General features: G+C 46.7%; 18 protein-coding genes, 1 tRNA gene and 2 pseudogenes. 12 read left to right on the top strand and 9 right to left on the bottom strand.

Annotated features, from left to right (window positions below; genetic code table 11):
- Positions 1 to 8 precede the first annotated feature (8 nt).
- From H6F52_RS17740 to H6F52_RS17725, 4 genes are all read right to left on the bottom strand, one after another.
- Complete coding sequence (locus H6F52_RS17740; protein WP_190536263.1) at positions 9 to 884, bottom strand: SDR family oxidoreductase; 876 nt, start codon at positions 882 to 884, stop codon at positions 9 to 11.
- Positions 885 to 933: 49 nt separating this feature from the next.
- The gene (gene xth / locus H6F52_RS17735) at positions 934 to 1,713 is read right to left on the bottom strand and encodes an exodeoxyribonuclease III (protein ID WP_190427590.1); all 780 of its coding nucleotides are present in this window, start codon (positions 1,711 to 1,713) and stop codon (positions 934 to 936) included.
- A gap of 87 nt (positions 1,714 to 1,800) precedes the next feature.
- Positions 1,801 to 3,444, bottom strand: coding sequence for an acetolactate synthase large subunit (locus H6F52_RS17730; RefSeq protein ID WP_190536262.1), 1,644 nt, complete (start codon positions 3,442 to 3,444; stop codon positions 1,801 to 1,803).
- A gap of 178 nt (positions 3,445 to 3,622) precedes the next feature.
- Positions 3,623 to 4,990, bottom strand: coding sequence for an NAD-dependent succinate-semialdehyde dehydrogenase (locus tag H6F52_RS17725; RefSeq protein ID WP_190536261.1), 1,368 nt, complete (start codon positions 4,988 to 4,990; stop codon positions 3,623 to 3,625).
- 560 nt (positions 4,991 to 5,550) lie between these two features.
- Here H6F52_RS17725 and H6F52_RS17720 point away from each other — a divergent pair.
- Positions 5,551 to 6,039: a response regulator gene (locus H6F52_RS17720; protein ID WP_190412700.1), complete on the top strand. Its 489-nt coding sequence runs from the start codon at positions 5,551 to 5,553 to the stop codon at positions 6,037 to 6,039.
- Here the strand turns inward: H6F52_RS17720 and H6F52_RS17715 are convergent.
- Entirely contained in the window at positions 6,017 to 6,394 is a 378-nt protein-coding gene (locus H6F52_RS17715; protein WP_190536260.1) for a DUF2294 domain-containing protein, read from the bottom strand. The two genes, H6F52_RS17720 and H6F52_RS17715, sit on opposite strands and share 23 nt — an antisense overlap.
- Before the next feature lie 686 nt (positions 6,395 to 7,080).
- Between H6F52_RS17715 and H6F52_RS17710 the strand changes: the two genes are divergently transcribed.
- Entirely contained in the window at positions 7,081 to 7,512 is a 432-nt protein-coding gene (locus tag H6F52_RS17710; RefSeq protein ID WP_190412702.1) for a response regulator, read from the top strand.
- 190 nt (positions 7,513 to 7,702) lie between these two features.
- Here the strand turns inward: H6F52_RS17710 and H6F52_RS17705 are convergent, their stop codons facing one another.
- Entirely contained in the window at positions 7,703 to 8,071 is a 369-nt protein-coding gene (locus H6F52_RS17705) for a DUF2294 domain-containing protein (RefSeq protein WP_190412703.1), read from the bottom strand.
- Between the two features lie 124 nt (positions 8,072 to 8,195).
- Positions 8,196 to 9,254: a zinc-dependent dehydrogenase gene (locus H6F52_RS17700; RefSeq protein WP_190412704.1), complete on the bottom strand. Its 1,059-nt coding sequence runs from the start codon at positions 9,252 to 9,254 to the stop codon at positions 8,196 to 8,198.
- 99 nt (positions 9,255 to 9,353) lie between these two features.
- On the opposite strand from H6F52_RS17700, the gene H6F52_RS17695 reads away from it, so the two are divergent.
- The 5 genes from H6F52_RS17695 (at position 9,354) to nirD (ending at position 16,687) form a co-directional block, all read left to right on the top strand.
- Complete coding sequence (locus H6F52_RS17695) at positions 9,354 to 11,282, top strand: FAD-dependent oxidoreductase (RefSeq protein ID WP_190536302.1); 1,929 nt, start codon at positions 9,354 to 9,356, stop codon at positions 11,280 to 11,282.
- Positions 11,283 to 11,987: 705 nt separating this feature from the next.
- Entirely contained in the window at positions 11,988 to 12,887 is a 900-nt protein-coding gene (gene hetR / locus H6F52_RS17690; RefSeq protein WP_190536301.1) for a heterocyst differentiation master regulator HetR, read from the top strand.
- A gap of 357 nt (positions 12,888 to 13,244) precedes the next feature.
- Positions 13,245 to 15,788: a nitrite reductase large subunit NirB gene (gene nirB / locus H6F52_RS17685; protein WP_190536259.1), complete on the top strand. Its 2,544-nt coding sequence runs from the start codon at positions 13,245 to 13,247 to the stop codon at positions 15,786 to 15,788.
- A gap of 44 nt (positions 15,789 to 15,832) precedes the next feature.
- Entirely contained in the window at positions 15,833 to 16,258 is a 426-nt protein-coding gene (locus H6F52_RS17680; protein ID WP_190536258.1) for a hypothetical protein, read from the top strand.
- 66 nt (positions 16,259 to 16,324) lie between these two features.
- Positions 16,325 to 16,687 carry a nitrite reductase small subunit NirD gene (gene nirD, locus H6F52_RS17675; protein WP_190536257.1) on the top strand — a complete coding sequence of 121 codons (363 nt, stop codon included), beginning with the start codon at positions 16,325 to 16,327 and terminating at the stop codon, positions 16,685 to 16,687.
- 114 nt (positions 16,688 to 16,801) lie between these two features.
- On the opposite strand, the pseudogene H6F52_RS17670 reads toward nirD, so the two are convergent.
- Positions 16,802 to 18,137, bottom strand: a pseudogene (locus H6F52_RS17670) (IS701 family transposase).
- Between the two features lie 65 nt (positions 18,138 to 18,202).
- Between H6F52_RS17670 and H6F52_RS17665 the strand changes: the two are divergent.
- The 3 genes and pseudogenes from H6F52_RS17665 (at position 18,203) to H6F52_RS17655 (ending at position 19,407) form a co-directional block, all read left to right on the top strand.
- Positions 18,203 to 18,785, top strand: a pseudogene (locus tag H6F52_RS17665) (Uma2 family endonuclease).
- 81 nt (positions 18,786 to 18,866) lie between these two features.
- Positions 18,867 to 19,052 carry a hypothetical protein gene (locus H6F52_RS17660; RefSeq protein ID WP_190536256.1) on the top strand — a complete coding sequence of 62 codons (186 nt, stop codon included), beginning with the start codon at positions 18,867 to 18,869 and terminating at the stop codon, positions 19,050 to 19,052.
- Between the two features lie 112 nt (positions 19,053 to 19,164).
- Positions 19,165 to 19,407 (top strand): hypothetical protein, encoded by a 243-nt coding sequence (locus H6F52_RS17655; RefSeq protein ID WP_190412711.1) that lies wholly within the window; start codon positions 19,165 to 19,167, stop codon positions 19,405 to 19,407.
- Positions 19,408 to 19,436: 29 nt separating this feature from the next.
- Here the strand turns inward: H6F52_RS17655 and H6F52_RS17650 are convergent.
- Positions 19,437 to 19,510: transfer RNA gene (locus H6F52_RS17650), tRNA-Pro, on the bottom strand.
- A gap of 137 nt (positions 19,511 to 19,647) precedes the next feature.
- Between H6F52_RS17650 and lipA the strand changes: the two genes are divergently transcribed.
- Positions 19,648 to 20,532: a lipoyl synthase gene (gene lipA / locus H6F52_RS17645; RefSeq protein WP_190536255.1), complete on the top strand. Its 885-nt coding sequence runs from the start codon at positions 19,648 to 19,650 to the stop codon at positions 20,530 to 20,532.
- On the top strand, positions 20,525 to 21,508 hold the full coding sequence (locus H6F52_RS17640; RefSeq protein WP_190439646.1) for an NAD(P)H-dependent glycerol-3-phosphate dehydrogenase: 984 nt from the start codon (positions 20,525 to 20,527) through the stop codon (positions 21,506 to 21,508). Before lipA ends, H6F52_RS17640 begins: the two co-directional genes overlap by 8 nt.
- Positions 21,509 to 21,682 lie beyond the last annotated feature (174 nt).

The raw sequence follows: 21,682 nt of genomic DNA, 5'->3' as shown, positions 1-21,682 counted from the left end.
GTGCAAAATCAAGTACCCATATAACGCCGCAAGAAAGCCTCTAAGGATTCCATCTTCATTCCAAAAATCGACTCTAAATGCTGAACTTCCTGGGGTGTGCAGAAAAATTCGTTGTCCAGTAACGTCCGGAGAGTACCTAAGGCTTTAGAGGCTTGAGGATTCAACAATCCCAGCGCCCCGCGTACCCCATCAAACACCAATAGCGGTGGGTTAATCACGATCGGTTCTTGGTTGAAGATGCGACTGAAAATACGAGGAATATCTTGGCGCTGGAGGATATCTGGACCTCCGACAGGGAAAATTTGATTCCGGGCACCTTCAACGTTTACGGAGTCAATCGCAATCCTCGCTAAGTCATCGGTACTCACAATTGAAGTCCGACTTTTGGGATCGCCGATGAGCAGATAAATCCCAGTATCCCGAAACCGTTCTGCCAGGGGTAAAAGGTTAGAGGCAAAACCTGAAGGACGCAGGATAGTGTAATTGAGTCCACTGGATTGGAGATACTTTTCTACTTCCCGCTTCGCCTTAAAGGATGGTGCGTCTTCGTACCCGCGATCTGCTCCCAGTACCGAAATGAAAACAAAGTGCTGGACGCCAGCTTCTTTTGCCCGGTCAATGAGTTCAATATTCGCTCGGTAGCCTAACGCTTGAGCATCGCTCTCACCGCCGTGAGCAGCGATGATGTACTGAACGCCTTGGCAAGCTTTTTCGATATCTTTATCGCGCTGCAAATCACCAATAAAGATTTCTGCTCCTCGGTGTTCCAGTTCGCTGTAACGGGATGTCAGGCGGACAAATGCGCGTACCGGCATTTCCCTCTCCCGCAGTAGCCGCACAATTCGGCGTCCGAGTCCTCCTGTGGCTCCAGTTACTAAAAACATGATCTTAAGTTCCTAATCAATTTTGGGTGTTGGATTGATGCTGGAAAATTTAAAATTCGACAATCACGGGGGTATGGTCGCTGGGTTTGGGCAATTTTCTGGGAGAGCGATCGATGGTGCAGCTGGATGAACGTTCGTAAAGGTCTGGCGTCAAGTAGTGATGGTCAATCCGCCAACCCCAGTTGCGTCGAAATGCCCCGGTTCGATAGTCCCACCAGCTGAAGTGTCCTGTTTCTATTGTGAATTTTCTAAAGGCATCTGCCAAACCCAGCTCTAAAATGCTGCTCAAGGCTTGACGTTCTAGATCGGATGCCATAATCCGACCCTTATAACTGAGTGGATCGTGAATATCTCGGTCTTCGGGGGCAATATTGAAATCGCCGCAGATACAGAGGGAAGTGGGCTGTTTTTCGAGTAGTGCTTGCAGGTACTCGCGGAGGGCTTTCAGCCAAAGCAGTTTGTATTCGTATTTCTCGCTACCGACGGCTGAGCCATTGGGTACGTAGAGATTCACGATGCGAATGCCATCGATAACGCCAGTAATGACCCGCTTCTGTTCGTCAAAATCCTCTTTCCCCAAAATTGGGGCAAACCCGGTGCTGACATCTTCAAGGGGCGCACGGCTGAGAAGGGCAACTCCGTTATAAGATTTTTGACCGGAAATGTAGAGGTGAAGCCCTAGTTCCTCAAAGGGCGATCGCGGAAAATCCTTATCTACGACTTTAGTTTCTTGCAGGCAGAGGACATCGACCGGATTATCCTGCAACCACTGCACCACCTGCTCTAAGCGAGAGCGAACTGAATTGACGTTCCAAGTAGCGATTTTCATGGGTTATTCACGATTGGTCATTGGTCATTGTTCATTAGTCATCGGTCATTGACAACCGACTGATGACGAATGACCAATGACTCATGATTATTCCCAAATCTTGCAACTCAAATCGCCAGCCTTTTGTGTGAGACGGAAGTTTTCGCGGTAATCTACTGGACAATCAATTACCGAGGGAACGTCCTGTTCTAGAGCAGTTTTCAAGGTTGGAATCAGATCCGCAGCGGATTCAACCCGATACCCCTTCAGCCCCATACTTTCTGCCAATTTGACAAAATCGGGATTGCTAAAGTGGACAAACGCAGATTCGCCAAAGTGATTGTGTTGCTTCCACTCAATCAAGCCATAGCCCCCATCATTAAAGATTAGGGTAACAAAGGCAGTGCCGACGCGAAGGGCCGTTTCTAATTCCTGGCAATTCATCATAAAGCCGCCATCACCCGTGACTGCGATGACTTTTTTCTGGGGATAAACTAACTTGGCGGCTAACGCACCGGGAATGGCGATTCCCATTGCAGCAAAGCCATTAGAGATGATGCAAGTATTCGGGCGATCGCAGTGATAGTGACGGGCGATCCACATTTTGTGCGCCCCGACATCTGAAATCACAATATCTTCTGGCCCCATGACTTGCCGCAAGTCATAAATTATTTTCTGCGGCTTAATCGGAAACCCATCGTCATTGGCATACTCTTCATAATCAGCCCGGATATCTGCCCGTAATTGCAAGGCATAAGGATCGGGTTTGCCTTGCCGGTCAGCTCGGTCTAAGATTTCCCGTAGCGAGTCGGAAATATCCCCCACAACTTCCACGAGGGGAATATAGCTACTATCAATTTCTGCTGGCGTATCTCCAATGTGGATAATCGGAATTTCTCCGAGGGGATTCCACTTTTTCGGGGAATATTCAATCAAGTCGTAACCGATTGCAATCACCAGATCCGTTTGGTCAAACGCACAGCTGATATGGTCTCGCTGTTGCAATCCTACCGACCACAAGGCGAGGGGATGGGTGTAGGGAATGACCCCTTTGCCCATGAAGGTATTCACTACGGGAATATTCATCTTTGTGGCAAATTCGGTCAGTGCTAGGCTAGCGTCGGCACGAATCGCCCCATTTCCCACCATAATCAAAGGATTTTTTGCCTGAGAAATGGCTTCAGATGCCTGTTCAAGGCTATGGAAGGCAGCAAAGGTTTTTTCCCCACAATTCTTGTGTAGGGGCTTGCCTGCGGCTGTCATTTCGGCAATGTTTTCCGGCAAATCGATGTGAACTGCCCCTGGTTTTTCGCTCTGAGCAATCTTAAACGCTTTGCGGATAATTTCCGGTGTGTTGCTGGGACGAACAATTTGAGTATTCCATTTGGTGACTGGCTCAAACATCGCCACTAAATCCAGATATTGGTGGGATTCGATGTGCATCCGGTCTGTGCCTACCTGTCCGGTAATTGCCACCAGTGGCGCACCATCCAGGTTCGCATCGGCAACGCCAGTCATCAGGTTGGTGGCACCTGGCCCTAGGGTGGAGAGGCACACTCCGGCTTTTCCGGTCAGGCGTCCGTAGAGATCCGCCATGAAGGCAGCACCTTGTTCGTGGCGGGTAGTAATAAATTTAATCGAAGAGGTTTTTAGGGCTTCCAATATGTCTAGATTTTCTTCGCCAGGAAGCCCGAAAATGTATTCGACTCCTTCATTTTCCAGACATTTAACTAATAGTTCAGCAGTATTCATTTTTCTTACTCCCCTCTGTATGCTCTTGGCATCTGTAGTGGTTCGTTTCTGGTGTAGGGGCCAGATGCGTGAATCGCCCCTATTTAGACCAATACGGGCGCACGGCTGTCCGCCCGTATTGACATCCCCATCCCACTTGTGGGATGGGATTTAATTCATCGTTGGAATGCACCACCGCTTATTTCACCCACACGGTTTTGATGTTGACAAACTCGTGAATTCCCTCTTTGCTTAACTCGCGTCCGTATCCGGAACGCTTGATACCGCCAAAGGGGAGACGCGGATCGGATTTAACCATGCCGTTAATAAACACGGCACCGGCTTCGAGTTCGTCAATCAAGCGATCGCGTTCTGCCTCTACTTGAGTCCAAGCACTAGCACCCAGTCCAAAGGGCGAGGCATTGGCAAGTGCGATCGCGGCGTTGATATCTGGCACCCGGAATAGCAGCGCCACAGGGCCAAAAAATTCCTCCGCTTCTGCTGGGCTACCGGCTGGGATATCTGTCAAAATTGTCGGCAGATAAAAGTTACCAGGACGATCAGATAATGGCTGTCCACCTGTGAGAACTTTTGCTCCCAATTTGGCGCTTTCTTGAACTTGCCAATCCAAATCTTTGAGAATCGATGGGGTTGCCAGTGGCCCTATATCGGTTTCCGGATGCATCGGATCGCCGATTTTGAGTGCCTCAAACTTCTCAATCAGGCCTTTTTCAAATTGGTCTGCGATCGCATCCACGACAATGAACCGTTTCGCAGCAATGCAAGATTGACCGTTATTCAGCATTCTGGCACTCACTGCTGTCGCAATGGCTGCATCCAAATCGGCGCTTTCTAGGACAATATACGGGTCGCTTCCCCCCAATTCCAGAACGGTTTTCTTAATTTGTTTTCCGGCGGTGGCGGCGAGGCTCATCCCGGCGGGTTCGCTTCCGGTCAAGGTTGCGGCTTTCACTCGCTCGTCTGTTACAATTGCAGCGACTTTATCTGCTCCCACTAGCAAGGTTTGAAAGACACCTTCTGGGAATCCTGCTTTGTGGAAAATCTCCTCCAGAGCCAATGCACACTGAGGCACGTTAGAGGCGTGCTTGAGTAACCCGACATTTCCCGCCATCAGCGCTGGTGCGGCAAACCGAAACACTTGCCAGAAGGGGAAATTCCAAGGCATGACTGCCAAGATGACGCCTAAAGGCTGATAGCGCACAAAGCTGTGGCTGGCGTCGGTTTGGGCTGGAACATCCGCGAGGAATTCGGGGGCGCGTTCGGCGTAGAAGCGACAGACGAGGGCGCATTTTTCCACTTCTGCGATCGCTGATTTTAAAGTTTTCCCCATTTCTAGGGTCATGATTTTGCCAAAGCGTTCGCGATCGCTCTCTAAAATCTCAGCAGCGGCATTCAGCCAATCTGCCCTTTTTTGCATGGGTGTCTGCCGATACTGTTTAAAGCTTGATTGCGCTAGTGCTAGCTTCGTTTCAATCTCTGTATCTGTTAGTGCCTCAAACGTTTGAAGCGTTTCCCCAGTTGCTGGGTTAATCGTGGCTATACCCATTGCTTCAACCTCCAATGCCTAATTAGGATCGGGGTAGCCCTCAAATCGTGAAGGCTGATTCACCCCATTCATCAACCCGCGCTTTTCTCAAATGCGAACTCCTAGCCGCATCTAAAACGGCATCTACTCTATAGGTCGCATCTGCTTAAAGTTAGTTTCTAGACGCAATTCCTCGCGTCTTATTGCTCCGGTTAATCCCGGGCTAACTCCGGATGATGTGGTACGACTACCAGTCTGCTATCTTGCTACTCCCGAAGATTTCTATTCTAGGTTGCCCCCTAGCCTATGTTTAGTAAGTGCTAAGCATACTTACAAGAATTGTATTTTCTTAACAAAATCTTTAGGTTATTGTAAATTTTATGTACAATAGCAATGTCAATGATAATAAGGCTCCTACTAACTTGGCTCGTCTTTTCCTCTAGCTCGAGCATCGGCTCTCCAACTTAGTAGGTTACACGCGAGCCATTCCATTGCAAGCGCTTCGCCACCGCTTAAGGAGTGCCTCGTCCACTCTTCTGGTGAGGGTGACTGCCAGTCTAGAAATTAGCTGGAAAAAGAGGATGGATGATTTGGAACTTTCCCACCGTACCCGTCAAAATTTTTTGAGCAGTAGCAATCAGTGTCTTACTGCCAAGTTGCCTGTGGTATTGGCAGTCGATGACGATGAAGACAACTTATTATTGCTTGCTTACGTTTTAGAGCCGTTAAATTGCTCAATCATCACAGCAATTGACGGTCATAGTGCTTTTGAAAAGGCACGAACCGAACAGCCAAACCTGATTTTGCTGGATATTATGTTGCCTGACTTAGATGGTCTTCAAATTGTCCGTCAACTCAGGGAAGATCCTGAAACCCGGACAATTCCTGTTATCGCCGTCACGGCGCTGGCAAGGGCGGAAGACAGAGATCGCATTCTCACGGCAGGCTGCAATGACTATATTAGCAAGCCTTACTTGCTGGAGGATCTAGAGGCTGTTGTCCGGCGCAACCTGAGATGGAATCCGTCTCAGGTCGATTCGGTGGAATTCAGTCTGGATTGCGCGTCGTAGGGGTTGCGGCTAAAATCGCAACGGTACTGGTACGACTTGTTTTTAGGGCGGAGTCGATCATCAGATCGATGACTGGGACTTTCACCACTTCCTCAATTAGCTGTTTAAGTTGCAGTTGTAGGACGTGGTTTATATTCTCTCGAACTCTCTGTGCCAGCCTTTGCTGACCGCTTTGTGCCAGAAGTTGTTCGGGTCGAGTAATAGAATCTTCGATAAGAATCGCAATTTTGTCACCCATAAATTGGCAAGTCACCTGACCAGGCTGGTGACTTAGTTGGGCGTGGTAGAAAGCCCGAATTTCCTGTGACAGGGTTCGTTCTAATTCACCACGAGTGGGTTTGATTGTGTCCTGCATAGCGATCGCTCTCAGGAAAGGTAAATTCTTTCACCTTTTTTATTAGACTGTAACAGTGCGAGCAATTTTCCGGACATCTCCTAAAGATAGAGATCCACAACATTGGAAAATTTCAATATTTAGTATCTTGACAAGGTTAGTTGTTAAGCGCTAAATCCCTGATGAGGGTAGAGAGTGCCAATCTTACAAAGTAGGGATAGGGTTCGATTCCCCCAAGTATCCGAAACGGTTTTCAATATATTTGTGATGCTTTGCAGCTAACCAAGAAACGCCAAATGTATTCAAAAATTTAGTTTTTCAACGATTCTTAGCACAGAAGTGTGTATATATCTAGTGCTAAAAGTAACAATGAATATTAATGTTTAAGTTGTGCAGTTTTTTAACTAATTTTTTATAGAATCAGGGGACAAGCAACATCACCACTAGCTTGCTGTGTTCTCTTGCCAAGATGAACTTAAAAGATCAACCTAGTGGGGAAGCTACGAGCCAATCGATTCCAAGCGCCAAAAAATGCCGCCTGGGGAATGCCTCGTAATACCGTTTCACTTTTCCCGCAGCCGATCCCTAAACCCTTGTAAAACAAGGGGCAAACAGGGAATCATTCGTGTACCGTCAATCAAGTGAATGGGTATAACTTGGGCAACCCCTCGGTTGTCCACTTCTGGAGAGGATAGCTTCGTATTTTGATGAGTTCCCCCGAACAACGCTTAAATCTGCACTCTTTCTCAAAACCTGCCTCCCAGGCAAATATCGAATCGCCTCTCATTTTGGTTGTAGAAGACAATGAAGACAACTTGCTACTCATGAGCGAAGTGCTGCTCGCTCTTGACTGCTCATTTATTACGACAAAGGAGGGTCGGGCAGCTTTATTTATGGCGCAACATTATCAGCCAAAGCTGATTTTGTTGGATATTCTTCTACCTGACATCCACGGCGTAGAAGTTGTGCGTTCTCTAAAACAGAACCCCGAAACGATGAAGATCCCCATTGTTGCTGTGACGGCTTTGGCAAGAGCAGAAGACCGGGAAGGTCTTCTGTTTGCAGGCTGCAATGACTACATTAGCAAGCCTTATGTCATTGATGAGTTAGAAGCTCTCATCGATCGCTATCTCAATTAATTTAAATAAATAAATCTAGATTTATAGATTGAGTCATCAATTGAAAATGGTTGTTTGTTAGTTGTTATAGAGAGACGGGATGCCGCGATCGCATAAGGGTCAGATACACCCTAAAAACTGAAAAAGGCTGCTGAGGGCAAACCATCAATATAAATCTATGCTGAGCTAGATACTTAGCAGCGAAGGGGGATTAATTACGAACTTTAGGGGCGTTTGCTAATACAGCAATCGTACCAGTACGACCTGTGTCTACTTTGGCATCGCTGAGCAGGTCAATCACGGATACGCCAACCACTTCCTCAATTAGCGCTTTCAGTTTTGGCTCAAGTGCTTTTTCTAAATCTGTCCTTACTTGCTCAGCCAGCTCTTCTTGACCACTATTTGCTAAAAGTTGTTCTGGTGCCGTGATGGCATTTTCTAGAATAATGGCAATTTTTTCATCAAAAATTTGACAGGTAATTTGACTAGGTTGATGCCCCAGTTGATCCCGGTATAAAGCTTGGATGCGTTGCGATAGAGTTCTTTCTAGTTGTCCGCGCGTCGGAGAGGAAGTATCCATACTTTAAAGATTTTAAAAAAATTCTATCATCAGATAGATGATAAATCTATCTGGTTGCCCTGTCAAAATCTTTAAAAAAAGACTCTCTAAAAGAGAGTTAAATGAAGACAGACTGTTACTAAAATCACTCGGCTGTTTGGGGATAGATGAGAATTTTGTAAGTTTCGGGGGTGGGAGCGATCGCTTGTTCCACAGCAGCAGCTAAATTTTGCAAAGGATAGCGATCGCTAATTAATGCTTCCACATCAATTCGCTGGTTGAATACGATATCTGCTGCCAAATTTTGTATCCGGTAAGAAGAACTATAGCTACCCATTAAATCAATTTCTCGGCGGTAGAGAATATTTGGATTAATCGGGATTTCTACTTCATCAGGAAACTCAGCAAAAAATAAAATTTTACCGCCCCGACGGGTACAATCGAGGGCTTGGAAAAAAGCTTTGTCACTGGGAACTGCAAGCAAAGTCGTATCCACTCCCAATCCGCCAGTAAGCGCTTTAATTTTAGTTGATAAATCCGGGTCGCGGGGATCGAATGCAGCTTCTGCCCCCACGCTCAAAGCTTTCTCAATCCGAGAAGGAATTAAGTCAGTCGCGATCGCTCTGGCTCCGAAATACTTCACCAGCATGATAAACATTAGCCCAATTGGGCCAGCACCTGTAATCAAAACGGTTTGACCAGGAGCAACTTGGGCTTTTTTAACTGCTTTTAGACAGCAATTTGTCGGCTCCACAAAACTCGCTTGCTCAAAGCTGACATTATCCGGAATGGGAATTAATCCGCCACTGCGGACAATGTGACCGGGCACTTTCACATAATCTGCAAAACCGCCGCCGCTAGGAGTAAATCCAGCCGTGGTCGTGACGTTTTTGTAAACATCGCACATCGAGAAGTTGTCGTTGAGGCAATAGTCGCAGCGCATACAAGGAATATGGTGCATGACCACAACTCGTTGCCCAATCTGCCAGCCAGTCACTTCGCTTCCTACAGAAGTAATTACTCCAGCAGTTTCATGACCAAAAATGCGCGGTGGCTGGTAGAGAGGATAGCGAATTTTCTTAATGTCAGACTGACACAATCCCACAACCTTTACTTGTACCAGCACTTCATCGGGTGCAATTTCCGGCGTCGGCACTTCTTCGTAACTGAGCTGATTGACGCCTCTGAATACTTGTGCTTTCATGCTTTTCCTTAAACGATGGACTTTATACTTTCGATAGCCGATTGTTTATAGCTAATTGTCTATTGTTCGCGATCGATTGTCTATTCTGAAACGGAATTGCTGATGAATGAATTAATAGAAGTAGATGTCTTGGTTGTGGGAGGTGGAACGGGAGGAACCGCAGCTGCGATACAAGCTGCCCGTCGCGGTGCCAAGACAATGCTGGTGAGTGAATTTACCTGGCTGGGGGGAATGCTCACCTCAGCGGGGGTTGCTGCCCCGGATGGTAATGAACTTGCTGCCTTTCAGACGGGGCTTTGGGGTGAGTTTTTAGGGGAATTGCGTTCTCGGCAAATGGGAGGCTTAAACAATAGTTGGGTGAGTCTGTTTAGTTACGATCCCCGGATTGGTGCCCAAATATTTGCCGATTGGGTACGAAAATTGCCAAATCTAGACTGGGTTGCGGGGCAAGTGCCCTTAGAGGTTTTGCGAACAGGCGATCGCATCCTTGGGGTTCGATTTGCCGATTTCACCGTTCATTCCAAAATCACCCTAGATGGCACCGAACTGGGAGACTTGTTGCCTCTAGCATCTGTGCCCTACCGCTGGGGATGGGAATTGCAATCGGAGTTTGGAGAACCCAGTGCGCCTGTTTCTCACAATGAATTGACTCAGCGATACCCAGTGCAGGCTCCCACTTGGGTGGCAATTATGCAAGATTTTGGTGAGGAAGCAAGTGCGCCGGAAATTCCCCCTCCTCCTTCATCTTTTATCCTTCCTCCTTCATCCTTCCAAGGTAGCTGGGATCGCTACGGTTGGGAGAAGTTTCTCAATTATGGGCGTTTACCAGGGAATCTTTTCATGATCAACTGGCCCCTGTGCGGCAATGACTATGGGGAAGGAGTGGGACGTCTGATAGAGTCGGAGGCGGCGTGGCATCAATTTCTTCAAGAGAGTCTGTGGCACACTCAAAGCTTTGTCCGCTTTATTCAAACTAAGCTGGGGCGGCGTTACGGCTTAGCAACTCAAATCTTTCCCTCACCCTTGACTCCCAAACTCAATCAAAACTCAATCAAAACTCAAAACTCTCTCGGTGGAGGTGGTTATGCCCTACACCCTTACTTTCGAGAAAGCAGACGCCTTATAGGACTCGCGACCGTGCGAGAGCAGGATATCTTGCCAGTAGCGGGGGGAAAGGTTGCACCCCTACCTGTGGATGCGACTGGGGAGGTGAATGCGATCGCCCTCGGCAACTACCCCAACGACCACCATTACCCTAACTACAACTTTCTTATTAAACCAAAATCAATTCGCTGGGGTGGACGCTGGACTGGCACTCCTTTCACCCTTCCCTACACTTGTCTAATTCCAGAGTCTGTGGATGGACTGCTGGTTTGCGAAAAAAATATCTCCGTCTCCCATATTGCCAACGGTTCCACCCGGTTACAGCCCATCGTCATGAATATTGGTCAGGCGGCGGGAATGGCGGCGGCGCTTTGCGTGCAGCGAAGTTGTCAACCCAGAGATTTACCTGTCCGAGTCCTGCAAGAAGCATTGTTACAAGATGAGCGATCGCCAGCAGCAATTTTCCCTCTGTTCAATTTACCGCGCGATCGCGCCGGCTGGCTGCACAGGCAACGAGATTACTTGGATCGCCCTGACACCTATCCCTTCAATGGCAACTGCCCTTACCTGGAACCCCAGACGCCACAGGATTCAAAATATGTGGAAGTTCCCTCACCCTTTACGAAACACAGAGATGGGGAAGCGGTTGGCGGAAGCATTGAAAAATCCGCTTCAAACTCAGCACTCTTCTGTGGAGTGTTCCATCGCCATGCCGAGCAAGATTACACCTTCACTGTAAAGGAGCCAGCTGCTGGGGAAGCGCAAACCTGGATAGCGATCGCCTTGCGCCCAGAAGTAGACGGAGAACTCCAAACCTGTCTCGATCGGCAGATGCTCTCTGTGCGGGGATATCTCAATCAATCGGGCAAATGGTTGATTGTGGAAAAAATTATCGCTCCTGGGAGCGATCGCACCCATTTTTGAGCCTTAGGCATCGTACCTCTAACCTCAAAAAAAAGCAGAACTCGATCGGAACCAACTAAGCTCTAACCGAAGTTTTTCCTGGTTGACGATCAAGAACTCCGTATCAGGGACTATAACCCTGACACGGACATCTGCTATGCGCCCTTACACCTCTATCATGTTGTTGAGCTTACTATCAATCTCTTCAGGTAATTTCTTAGGGATCGAGTTCGCCTCTGCCCAGCAACTGCCATCCACGTCTTCCGAGCTAGCTGTATCGATAAAACGTGGGAACGAACCGTCTCCGGATAAAGGAACCGGACGCCGAGATGCGTTTTCGCCCGAATATATCTCTATCGTCTAAAATTATCCTCTATTTAGCCAAATCCGAACAAGTCATCGATCCGCTTTTCACCTTGCGACTGAGGTCGATGAAAGCCTATCTGAAGGCAGCAAACTAAGCTCTAGCAGGTTTGTGCCGGTGTACTTGGGGCACTATTTTTCTAATTTTGTCTGTCACGGAGAATTTATTCCCTGACAAAAGCTATATATTAGGCCGTCCTTTTCTATAATTAGAGATTATTTACGTTCATGCTATCGGGGTGCCTAGAGTTCAATAGTTTCAGCGAGTGAATTGAACTCACTGCGAATGTGGAAACATAAGCTTTTCACCATTTTCACCAAGGAACCAGTGTTTTGTCCCCTTGCGATGCGATCACCCCTGATATGAGCAACGACCTGGATCTGATCAAAAGCCTTAGCCCCGGTGCGATGGATCAGATCATGTTTTATCTGGCCTTTAGTGCGATGAGAACCGGCGGGCACCGACACGGAGCCTTCCTGGATGCTGCTGCCACGGCAGCAAAGTGTGCGATTTACATGACTTATTTGGAGCAGGGTCAAAATATCCGGATGACGGGGCACCTGCACCACATTGAGCCGAAGCGAGTCAAAGTCATTGTTGAGGAAGTTCGGCAAGCGCTGACCGAAGGGAAACTGCTGAAGATGCTGGGTTCCCAAGAACCTCGGTATTTAATTCAGTTTCCCTATGTTTGGATGGAGCAGTTTCCGTGGCAACCGGGGCGATCGCGCATCTATAGCACCAACCTGACCGCTGACGAAAAGCGATACCTTGAGGAAAAACTGCCAAATAATCTGCCGGATGCCCAGCTAATCAACGCTTTTCAGTTTCTAGAATTAATTGAATTTCTCCACAGTCGTTCCCAGGAAGACTTGCCAGAAGAACGCCGCATTCCTCTAAGCGAAGCATTCGCCGAACACATCAAGCGGCGCTTAATCTATTCCGGTACGGTGACGCGAATTGATTCTCCTTGGGGATTGCCCTTCTACGCCCTCACCCGTGCTTCCTACTCACCCGCTGAGGACGAAGAACGCACCTACATCATGATTGAGGATACCGCCCGGTACTTCCGACTGATGAAAGATTGGGCAGACCGACAGATGAATGTGATGCGGATACTAGAGGAACTCGATATTCCACCGGATCGCATTGAGGCAGCCATGCAAGAACTGGATATGGTCATTCGGGATTGGGCAGATAAATATCACCGCGCCGATGGTCAGCCAGTGCTTCTACAAATGGTTTTTGGCCCAAAAGAAGAATAAAACACTTAACTTACATTTTCGTTGAGCAGGGTGGGCATTGCCCGCCCTGCTTCAGTTAGAAGCTACGTCGGTAAAATTTTTGCCTTAAATCGGGGAAAAATTAACTTAGCCTTGTGTAGGCATTGCCCCAATAGTTTGATGCTGAATGCGGGGTTCTACAAACAAATTTGAAATGAGTATTGCTGCTCAATTGACCCACATTTGTATAAAGTTTTCACTCCTCATGCAAAAACACAATCGGGATCATTCGCACACTGCATAGCCAAACAGTTTAGTGTAACAATTTTTACAAACTTACTTTTAAATCTTTTATAGGACTAATTAAGAAGATTGTAAAAATAGGCGTTATAAAACTGCATGACCGGCAAAAAGAATCTTATTGTTATCGGCAACGGTATGGTAGGACACAAGTTTCTAGAACTGATGATCGCTAAAGGAGCGACGCAGGAATGGAACTTGATCGCATTTTGCGAAGAGCCTCGTGTTGCTTACGATCGGGTTAATTTGAGTGGTTTCTTTTCAGGCAAAACTGCGGCAGATTTATCGTTAGTTCAACCGGGTTTGTACCAAGAAAATGGAGTTGAAATCCATATCGGTGATAAGGCAGTTGCGATTAACCGGGAAGAAAAAACAGTTACATCAGCGAATGGGATAACAATTGCCTATGACAAAATTGTTCTAGCAACAGGCTCCTATCCTTTTGTACCGCCAATTAAAGGGAATGATGCGAAAGGTAATTTTGTCTACCGGACAATAGATGACCTTGAGGCAATGTCATCCTATGCGAAAAATTGCCAAACTGGTGTCGTCGTTGGGGGTGGATTATTAGGTTTGGAATGTGCGAACGCTCTCAAAAATATGGGTTTAAAAACCCATGTTGTTGAGTTCGCACCCAGATTAATGCCACTACAAATTGATGATGTCGGTGGCAACATCCTTCGCAACAAGATAGAAGAACTTGGGGTTTCGATTCATACTAATAAATCTACAACGGAAATTGTCAGCATTGATGGCAAGGTTACTAAAATGACCTTTGCTGATGGTGAAGAGTTAGAGACAGATATGATTGTCTTTTCTGCGGGAATTCGCCCTCGCGATGAAATCGCGAGAGGATGTGGATTAGCAGTAGGCGATCGCGGCGGGATCGTTATCAACGATTCTTGCCAAACTTCAGATCCAAATATTTATGCCATTGGAGAATGCGCCCTCTATCAAAATCGTATCTACGGCTTAGTCGCTCCTGGCTATACAATGGCAAGCGTAGCGGCAGATATCCTGAGCAAAACAGGGACGAGCAGCTTTACCGGCGCGGATATGTCCACCAAGCTCAAACTGTTGGGAGTGGATGTTGCCAGTTTCGGGGATGCCTTTGCCAAATCTCCCGGCGCTAAAGAAATTTCCGTTACTGATACTATCCAAGGTGTTTACAAAAAACTGGTTTTAAATGAAGATGGTAGCCATCTTTTAGGTGGAATTCTGGTAGGAGATGCTTCAGCTTACGGTACGCTGCTGCAATTTGTGCAGAATGCGATCGCGCTCCCGCCTCATCCAGAAGATTTGCTGATGCCACCCCGCGAAGGCAAGTCTGCCACAGTCGGTATGGGTGTGGAGAGTTTACCAGATACTGCCCAAATTTGCTCTTGCAATAATGTTAGCAAAGAGCAAATTTGTAGTGCCATCCAAGAAGGGCAACTCACTGATATTACCAGTATAAAGAAATGCACTCAAGCCGGCACAGGTTGCGGCGGTTGCGTACCACTGGTAACAGATATTCTCAAAGCTGAGATGAAGAAAGCAGGGATAGAAGTAAAAAATTATCTCTGCGAACACTTCGCCTATTCCCGTCAGGAACTTTATCACTTGGTGCGTTCTCAAAAAATCCTGACTTTTGAAGATTTAATTCAAAAACATGGAGAAGGGAAGGGGTGTGAAATTTGTAAGCCTGCTGTAGCTTCTATTCTCGCTTCAACATGGAACGAGTATATTTTAGAAATGCCGCATGTGGGGTTGCAGGATACCAATGATTATTACCTGGCAAACATTCAGAAGGATGGAACTTATTCAGTAATCCCCAGAGTTCCCGGTGGTGAACTAACACCAGATCAGCTGATTGTGTTGGGAGAAGTTGCTAAAGATTTTGGTCTTTATACCAAAATTACAGGTGGACAACGGATCGATTTATTAGGTGCGCGGGTAGATCAATTACCCCAAATTTGGCAGCGACTGATAGATGCTGGATTTGAATCGGGACACGCTTATGGGAAGGCACTCCGAACGGTCAAATCTTGTGTAGGTAGCACCTGGTGCCGCTTTGGGGTTCAGGATTCAACCACTTTGGCGATTGAGATCGAACTGCGATATCGAGGCTTGCGATCGCCCCACAAATTAAAATCAGCTGTATCCGGTTGCACCCGCGAGTGTGCCGAAGCTCAAAGCAAGGATTTTGGGATCATTGCTACCGAAAATGGCTGGAATTTGTATGTATGTGGCAATGGTGGAATGAAGCCACAACACGCAGTTTTGTTAGCAACAGATATTGACAAGGAAACGCTGATTAAATATTTGGATCGGTTCTTGATGTTCTATATTCGCACCGCGAATCGACTAGAACGCACTGCAACTTGGTTCAATAAGCTGGAAGGAGGCATCGAGTACCTGAAGCAGGTAGTTATTGAAGATTCTCTGGGCATTTGTGCTGAATTAGAATCAGAAATGCAGCATCTTGTCAATACCTATCAGTGTGAGTGGAAAGCCACAATTGAAGATCCAGAAAAAGTGAAGCGATTCCGTCACTTTGTCAATTCTGACCAACCCGATCCTGGTTTAGTTCATGTAGAGGAACGGGGGCAAAAACGTCCAGCTTATGACCACGAGAAGGTTTTAGTTGGTATTTCCGAATAAGCTGACTGTTGCTCTGGTGCATTACCTACAGTTTAAAAAAACTGATGTTATTTCAACTAGGAAAAACATACACACGCTATCAAATTCATTCTGCATTGGGTGGAGAACTCCAAACTTATCTTCCTCAGCGTGCTGGAAAGATTGTGTGTGGATGTTTTAAGCCCACCCTGGACTCAAAAGCTCCTGATGAAGTTTTGGTAGAAGATTCACCAAAAGTAAAACAGAAAGCTGAGATACTCTGCCAACAAGGAGGTGCTATTCCAGTGTTCCTCAAGCTACATCGAGCTAGGTGGAAGTATATAGGAATGTTTCGTGTCAAGAAACATTCCGTTGACCTAGAAGAAATTAGGCGTAAGCAGCAGGGATCAGGCAGAAATAACATTGCAGCCGTGCTGTATTTGGAACCTGTGTTAAGCGAACTATGCAGTACGGTTCAAATAACCAAAGAGCGAGTTTTTGAGTTAGTTTGAATTGCTGCAATGTGTTGAATTTTTCAAGCTAGGCTACACCAACCCGTTAATCAATAGGAAAAGAAAATGGTTCAAGCATTACCGATTCGTCAGACAATTTCTACATGGGTTGATATTTGTCCGCTGTCAGCGATCGCGCCCAACACTGGAGTTTGCGCTTTAGTTGAAGATCAACAGGTAGCAATTTTCCGTGTGGGACAAGAAACTGATGTATTTGCGCTAGGCAATTACGATCCCTTTAGTAAAGCCTTTGTCCTATCGCGGGGAATTTTAGGCGATCGCAATGGCATTCCCAAAGTTGCATCCCCCATCTACAAGCAAAATTTTAACTTGCTCACCGGAGAATGCTTAGACGATGAAACCGTAAGCGTTCCTACTTTTCCTGTAAGAGTGGTGGAAGATAAAGTGCAGGTAGCGATTAGCCAATAACTCCTTCTACATTGCATCTAAGAACCCGGTTTCAGGAGAGAAACCGGGTTTTTTAATCGGGATACTATATATACAGCTAATGAAAAGGAGTTCTCCTATCGCTCTTCTGTCACTCTAGGCAGCAGAAAATAGGAACTCATGCATTTGAAGAGAGATGGGAACTGCACCATGAAAGTAATTCATAAGCGCAATCAGTCGTGAAAATCCCAAAGATAGAGCCGGAATTGGAAAAACTCTCAGCCAAGGTCGAATCAGGTTAAACAGGACAAAGGGTTGAAGAACTAAACGCAGATTATTTAACAAATTCTTCCATCCAGTTCCTTCATCCCACCAAGGATGCAGGGAAAATTTATTGACCACAACAGAAAGTTTATTATCCTCCTGAAAATCAGATTTAGTATAGAGTGAAGTCGAGTGCAAACTTACTAACAGATAAGCGCTCATTACCACCTCCCACCATTTCTGGATTTGAACATAATCAGTCACCCGAAAATCCGCCCATCCGAGTTCATTTTTACTTTGCTTTAAGCCATATTCTACCCAATTCCTCAAACCGTAGAGATTACCTACTTGGTGATATTTGATTTCTGGCACATGAGTCATTACATACCAAGTTGAATTTTTAGGTAAGGTTTTGGGGCCAGTTGTAATTTCCCAAAACTGAGTAGCATGACGCTTGCCAAAAATAATCTCACAGATATATCTCTGCTGAGTTGTTCCGTCGGAAAATACCCGCGTAAATTCCCGCCAGTGATTGCATCGCACCCGTTGCTCTTTGGGCAACCATACGGCGTGGTTGCTACGAATGGCTACAACAAACGGCAGTTTTAACTCGGACAACACATCAATAAAGTTACTGCCACTTTCTCCATATAAACTATCAGCCAGTACGAGTTTGAACTTAAAACCAAAAGCTTGTAATTCTCTAATTATACGAGCGGCGATTTCCGGCTTGCTCAAATATTTATCTCCCGTTTGAAGACGTTCTTTAGGTTTATAAACTTCAAAGGTTAACGGGAGAGTAATTCCGTCCATTACTCCATAAGCTGTGACCGCCACAATTCCGTTCTCAATCTTTCCTAAATTTCCAATGTATTGCCGTTTGACATAATCCGTATCATCCCCTTTTTTTCGGTCGCCTGTTTCATCAATTATTAAGATAATCTCTCGCTCCTCTAGAACTTGTAAGATTAGCTTTAATCGTTGCTATCTCAACTGTTCTACCTGCCAGGGGGATACTGTGAGAAAGTGGTGTAAGGATTGTTCCTGATCTAGCCCCGCTAAAGATAGCTATTGCCGGCAGCGATTTCCTCTTAATCTCTGCTAGCATCCCGATATGCAAATTTTTAAAAGCTTCAAAACTTCTGACTTCTGGAAATAGGGATTGATACCATTGGCAGTAATCATCCACAAATTTCACGGTTGGCTTGGCTGGACGTGGCTCTGTCATATATGGAATCTGACTTTTAGCGGTTTTAGCTCATTATCCTCCCCCCAGAGTGACAGAAGAGCGCTATGCAGCCTACGGTAACTGATAGAGTACGTTGGACTACTACAGACATAAACCTCTTACCTGAAAACGAAGGCACGCGCTATGAGATTATTGATGGAGCGTTGTTTATGACCAGAGCGCCCCACTGGAAGCATCAACGCACCTGTGGCAGAATCTTTCGAGAACCTGATGATTGGTCTGAGTCAAGTGGTTTAGGGCAAGCCAGCATCACACCGGGTGTGCTATTCAGCGAATCAGATAACGTTATACCAGATGTGGTATGGGCTAGCAACGAAAGATTAGCTGTATTGCTAGACGAGGCGGGACATCTAACAGGCGCACCAGAATTAGTGGTGGAAGTGTTATCACCTGGTATAGAGAATGAACGCCGAGATAGAGAACCAAAACTCAAACTTTACGCATTACGGGGAGTCCAAGAGTATTGGATTGCTGATTGGCGCTTGCAACAAGTTGAAATCTACCACCGCGAAAATGCGACGCTAAAATGCGACGCCAAAATTGATAGCAACGCTACTAAATAATGATGAGTTAAGTTCACCTCTATTGCCAGATTTTACCTGCACTGTGGCTCGGTTTTTTGTGTAGGAAAGTGGTAGGGAAAAAGGCGATCTCCACTAGCTGTGCTTACTTTTAGAAGCTGTTTTAAAAGTCTAATAAGTTGTTATTTTGCATCCTGAGTGGAGTGAAGCGCAACGCTCAAGGCGCGATCGCTCTCCTCATGCAGTGTCCCCAGCCACCCCTAAAAAAATACATCTTGCCAGAGCAAAATTACTGGCTGATAACGGGGTAAAGAGGCGATCGCACCCCATCTCACTCCATCAGCAAAGTGCGATCGCTCTCAACTCGGACTAAGTCTTCAGACTGATGTATAGCTGCAATAAAATTTCAACACTTGTGGCATAACTGACAGAAAAAATCTGTAGTTATAAAATCTCATTTGTGCCTTATAGCCGGAGGAAAAACAATGTTTTCAAATCAACCGAAGCACGTTGATGCCGTTGGCGCTGATAACACTGGCAGTGGGTTTCTCACCCCTGATGCTGGCCCCGATACCGCACGCGCCGATTATTCTGAGGAATCGGATCTAAATGACGCAACTCATGATTATGACAACGTTGATGAACTTGTTCCCGATACCTCTGTTGAGGAGTCTAGGGGTAACGTTGTCGATCGTCAAATGAGAATTATTGGACGCACTTCAGGATGACATCGCAAGTGTCATTCAAAAAATCAAAATCGGGATGACAGGATTTGAACCTGCGACCCCCTCGTCCCGAACGAGGTGCGCTACCAAGCTGCGCTACATCCCGTTGTCATAAGTGACAAACTAGATCCACAATATCACGCCAAATCCCAAATCACCAACCCACTCCACCAGAAATTAATTCACTGAGTCCGTTGCTTGCTACGATAAACTCTGTATGACTGAAAGTGGAAAAAGCGGGTTGTGGCTGTTAAACCAGATTGGTTGCGCGTCAAAGCGCCTCAGTGGGAGCGAGTCGGTAGTGTTAAAGAAATTTTGCGGGATTTGGGGCTGAATACCGTTTGTGAGGAAGCCTCTTGCCCCAACATCGGCGAGTGTTTCCAAGCCGGTACAGCGACATTCTTAATTATGGGGCAAGCCTGCACGCGGGCTTGCCCCTATTGCGATATCGACTTTGAGAAAAAGCCCAAAGCGCTTGACCCCACGGAACCAGAAAACTTGGCGGAGGCAGTTAGACGACTCCGACTCAATCATGTCGTAATTACCTCCGTGAACCGGGATGACTTGCCGGATGGCGGTGCGTCTCAGTTTGTCCGCTGCATTCAAGCGGTACGCGCCACCTCACCAAAGACGACAATTGAGGTATTGATTCCTGACTTGTGCGGCAACTGGGGGGCACTCGAAACAATCCTCCAGGCATCACCCGAAGTGCTAAACCACAATACAGAAACGGTTCCCAGCCTTTACCGGCGGGTGCGTCCTCAAGGAAATTATCAGCGATCGCTCGAACTACTACATCGAACCCGCGAGTTAGCCCCTTGGGTTTACACAAAATCTGGTTTGATGGTAGGGCTGGGAGAAACTGACGCCGAAATCCGGCAGGTAATGCAAGATTTACGAGATGTCGATTGCGATATTTTGACGATTGGGCAATATCTCCAACCCTCCCAAAAACATTTGAAAGTCGATAGCTTTGTCACACCTGCTCAGTTTGATGCTTGGAGACAGTTTGGCGAGTCGCTGGGTTTCCTGCAAATCGTCTCCTCTCCCCTGACTCGGAGTTCTTATCATGCCGAACAGGTGCGGGAATTGATGGAACGCTATCCTCGATTCAAGAGTTATGAGTGACCAGAATTCCTCTAACTCAATCAAAATCATTCCCTTGAGGGAAGCGAAAGGTCAAAACTCAAAACTCACGATAGCGATTCTTGGATCGGGCGCTTGGGGTACGACCCTTGCCTCTCTCGCATCTCAGAACGGTCATCACGTCCGTGTGTGGTCGCGTCAGTCTTCCCTATGCTTAGAGGCGGTTCTAGAGAATGCTGAAATTGTTTTATCCGCCATCTCGATGAAAGGTGTCGGCGAGGTTGCGGCGAATGTAAAAAAAGCTGTCTCTTCTAAGCCAATTTTCGTTACTGCTACCAAAGGATTAGATCCCGTTACCACCTGCACCCCTTCGCAGATTTGGCAGGCGGCATTTCCGACTCGCCCAGTGGTCGTTCTATCGGGGCCAAATCTTGCTAAAGAAATTCAACAAGGATTGCCAGCTGCTACGGTGGTAGCCAGCCGGGATGCTGCCGCTGCCTCGTCGGTGCAAGCGGTGTTTTCGTCCCCCAGTTTTCGGGTTTATACCAATGCTGATCCTTTGGGAGTGGAACTCGGTGGAACGCTAAAAAACGTGATGGCGATCGCTGCCGGTACTTGTGATGGGTTGCAATTGGGAACGAATGCCAAAGCCGCTTTGTTAACCCGTGGTCTTACTGAAATCATCCGCATCGGCAACTGCTGGGGGGCACAACCTGAAACGTTTTATGGATTGTCAGGACTTGGTGACTTACTCGCCACCTGCAACAGCAGTCTCAGTCGCAATTATCAGGTTGGTTACAGGTTGGCTCAAGGTAAGACACTCTCCGAAGTTTTAACCGAGCTGGAAGGAACCGCTGAAGGGGTCAACACCGCTTCCGTGCTGATTCAACGAGCGGATCGAGAAGAAATTTCAGTTCCGATTTCTTACCAAGTCTATCGCTTGCTCAAAGGGGAAGTTACCCCACTCGCAGCAGTTGAAGCACTCATGCTAAGAGACAGCAAACCTGAGTATAGCTAGGTTTTAGCCCTTAAAACCATCTATAGGGAACTCTTTGAGCCAATATTCTTTCTTAACCCTAGGGATTTTTCAGGAAATCCTTCAATTGGTGATGTAGATTAACTTGGCCTTTGACCCAAATCACTACTCTAAGATTGAGCGCTGCCTATACTACCCAAAGATAGAAATCTGAAT

It is taken from the genome of Coleofasciculus sp. FACHB-542 (assembly GCF_014695825.1).
Lineage (GTDB): Bacteria > Cyanobacteriota > Cyanobacteriia > Cyanobacteriales > FACHB-T130 > FACHB-T130.
This window is presented reverse-complemented; position numbering and strand designations above follow the sequence as displayed.

Bases quoted from the DNA above. Each gene is read 5' to 3' on its own strand.
- H6F52_RS17710 (WP_190412702.1), top strand. From the start codon at position 7,081: ATGAGTTCCCCCGAACAACGCTTAAATCTGCACTCTTTCTCAAAACCT.
- H6F52_RS17700 (WP_190412704.1), bottom strand. From the start codon at position 9,254: ATGAAAGCACAAGTATTCAGAGGCGTCAATCAGCTCAGTTACGAAGAA.
- H6F52_RS17705 (WP_190412703.1), bottom strand. From the start codon at position 8,071: ATGGATACTTCCTCTCCGACGCGCGGACAACTAGAAAGAACTCTATCG.
- H6F52_RS17730 (WP_190536262.1), bottom strand. From the start codon at position 3,444: ATGAATACTGCTGAACTATTAGTTAAATGTCTGGAAAATGAAGGAGTC.
- H6F52_RS17725 (WP_190536261.1), bottom strand. From the start codon at position 4,990: ATGGGTATAGCCACGATTAACCCAGCAACTGGGGAAACGCTTCAAACG.
- H6F52_RS17680 (WP_190536258.1), top strand. From the start codon at position 15,833: ATGTTATTTCAACTAGGAAAAACATACACACGCTATCAAATTCATTCT.
- nirB (WP_190536259.1), top strand. From the start codon at position 13,245: ATGACCGGCAAAAAGAATCTTATTGTTATCGGCAACGGTATGGTAGGA.
- H6F52_RS17720 (WP_190412700.1), top strand. From the start codon at position 5,551: ATGGATGATTTGGAACTTTCCCACCGTACCCGTCAAAATTTTTTGAGC.
- H6F52_RS17715 (WP_190536260.1), bottom strand. From the start codon at position 6,394: ATGCAGGACACAATCAAACCCACTCGTGGTGAATTAGAACGAACCCTG.
- hetR (WP_190536301.1), top strand. From the start codon at position 11,988: ATGAGCAACGACCTGGATCTGATCAAAAGCCTTAGCCCCGGTGCGATG.
- xth (WP_190427590.1), bottom strand. From the start codon at position 1,713: ATGAAAATCGCTACTTGGAACGTCAATTCAGTTCGCTCTCGCTTAGAG.
- H6F52_RS17655 (WP_190412711.1), top strand. From the start codon at position 19,165: ATGTTTTCAAATCAACCGAAGCACGTTGATGCCGTTGGCGCTGATAAC.
- H6F52_RS17740 (WP_190536263.1), bottom strand. From the start codon at position 884: ATGTTTTTAGTAACTGGAGCCACAGGAGGACTCGGACGCCGAATTGTG.
- H6F52_RS17640 (WP_190439646.1), top strand. From the start codon at position 20,525: ATGAGTGACCAGAATTCCTCTAACTCAATCAAAATCATTCCCTTGAGG.
- nirD (WP_190536257.1), top strand. From the start codon at position 16,325: ATGGTTCAAGCATTACCGATTCGTCAGACAATTTCTACATGGGTTGAT.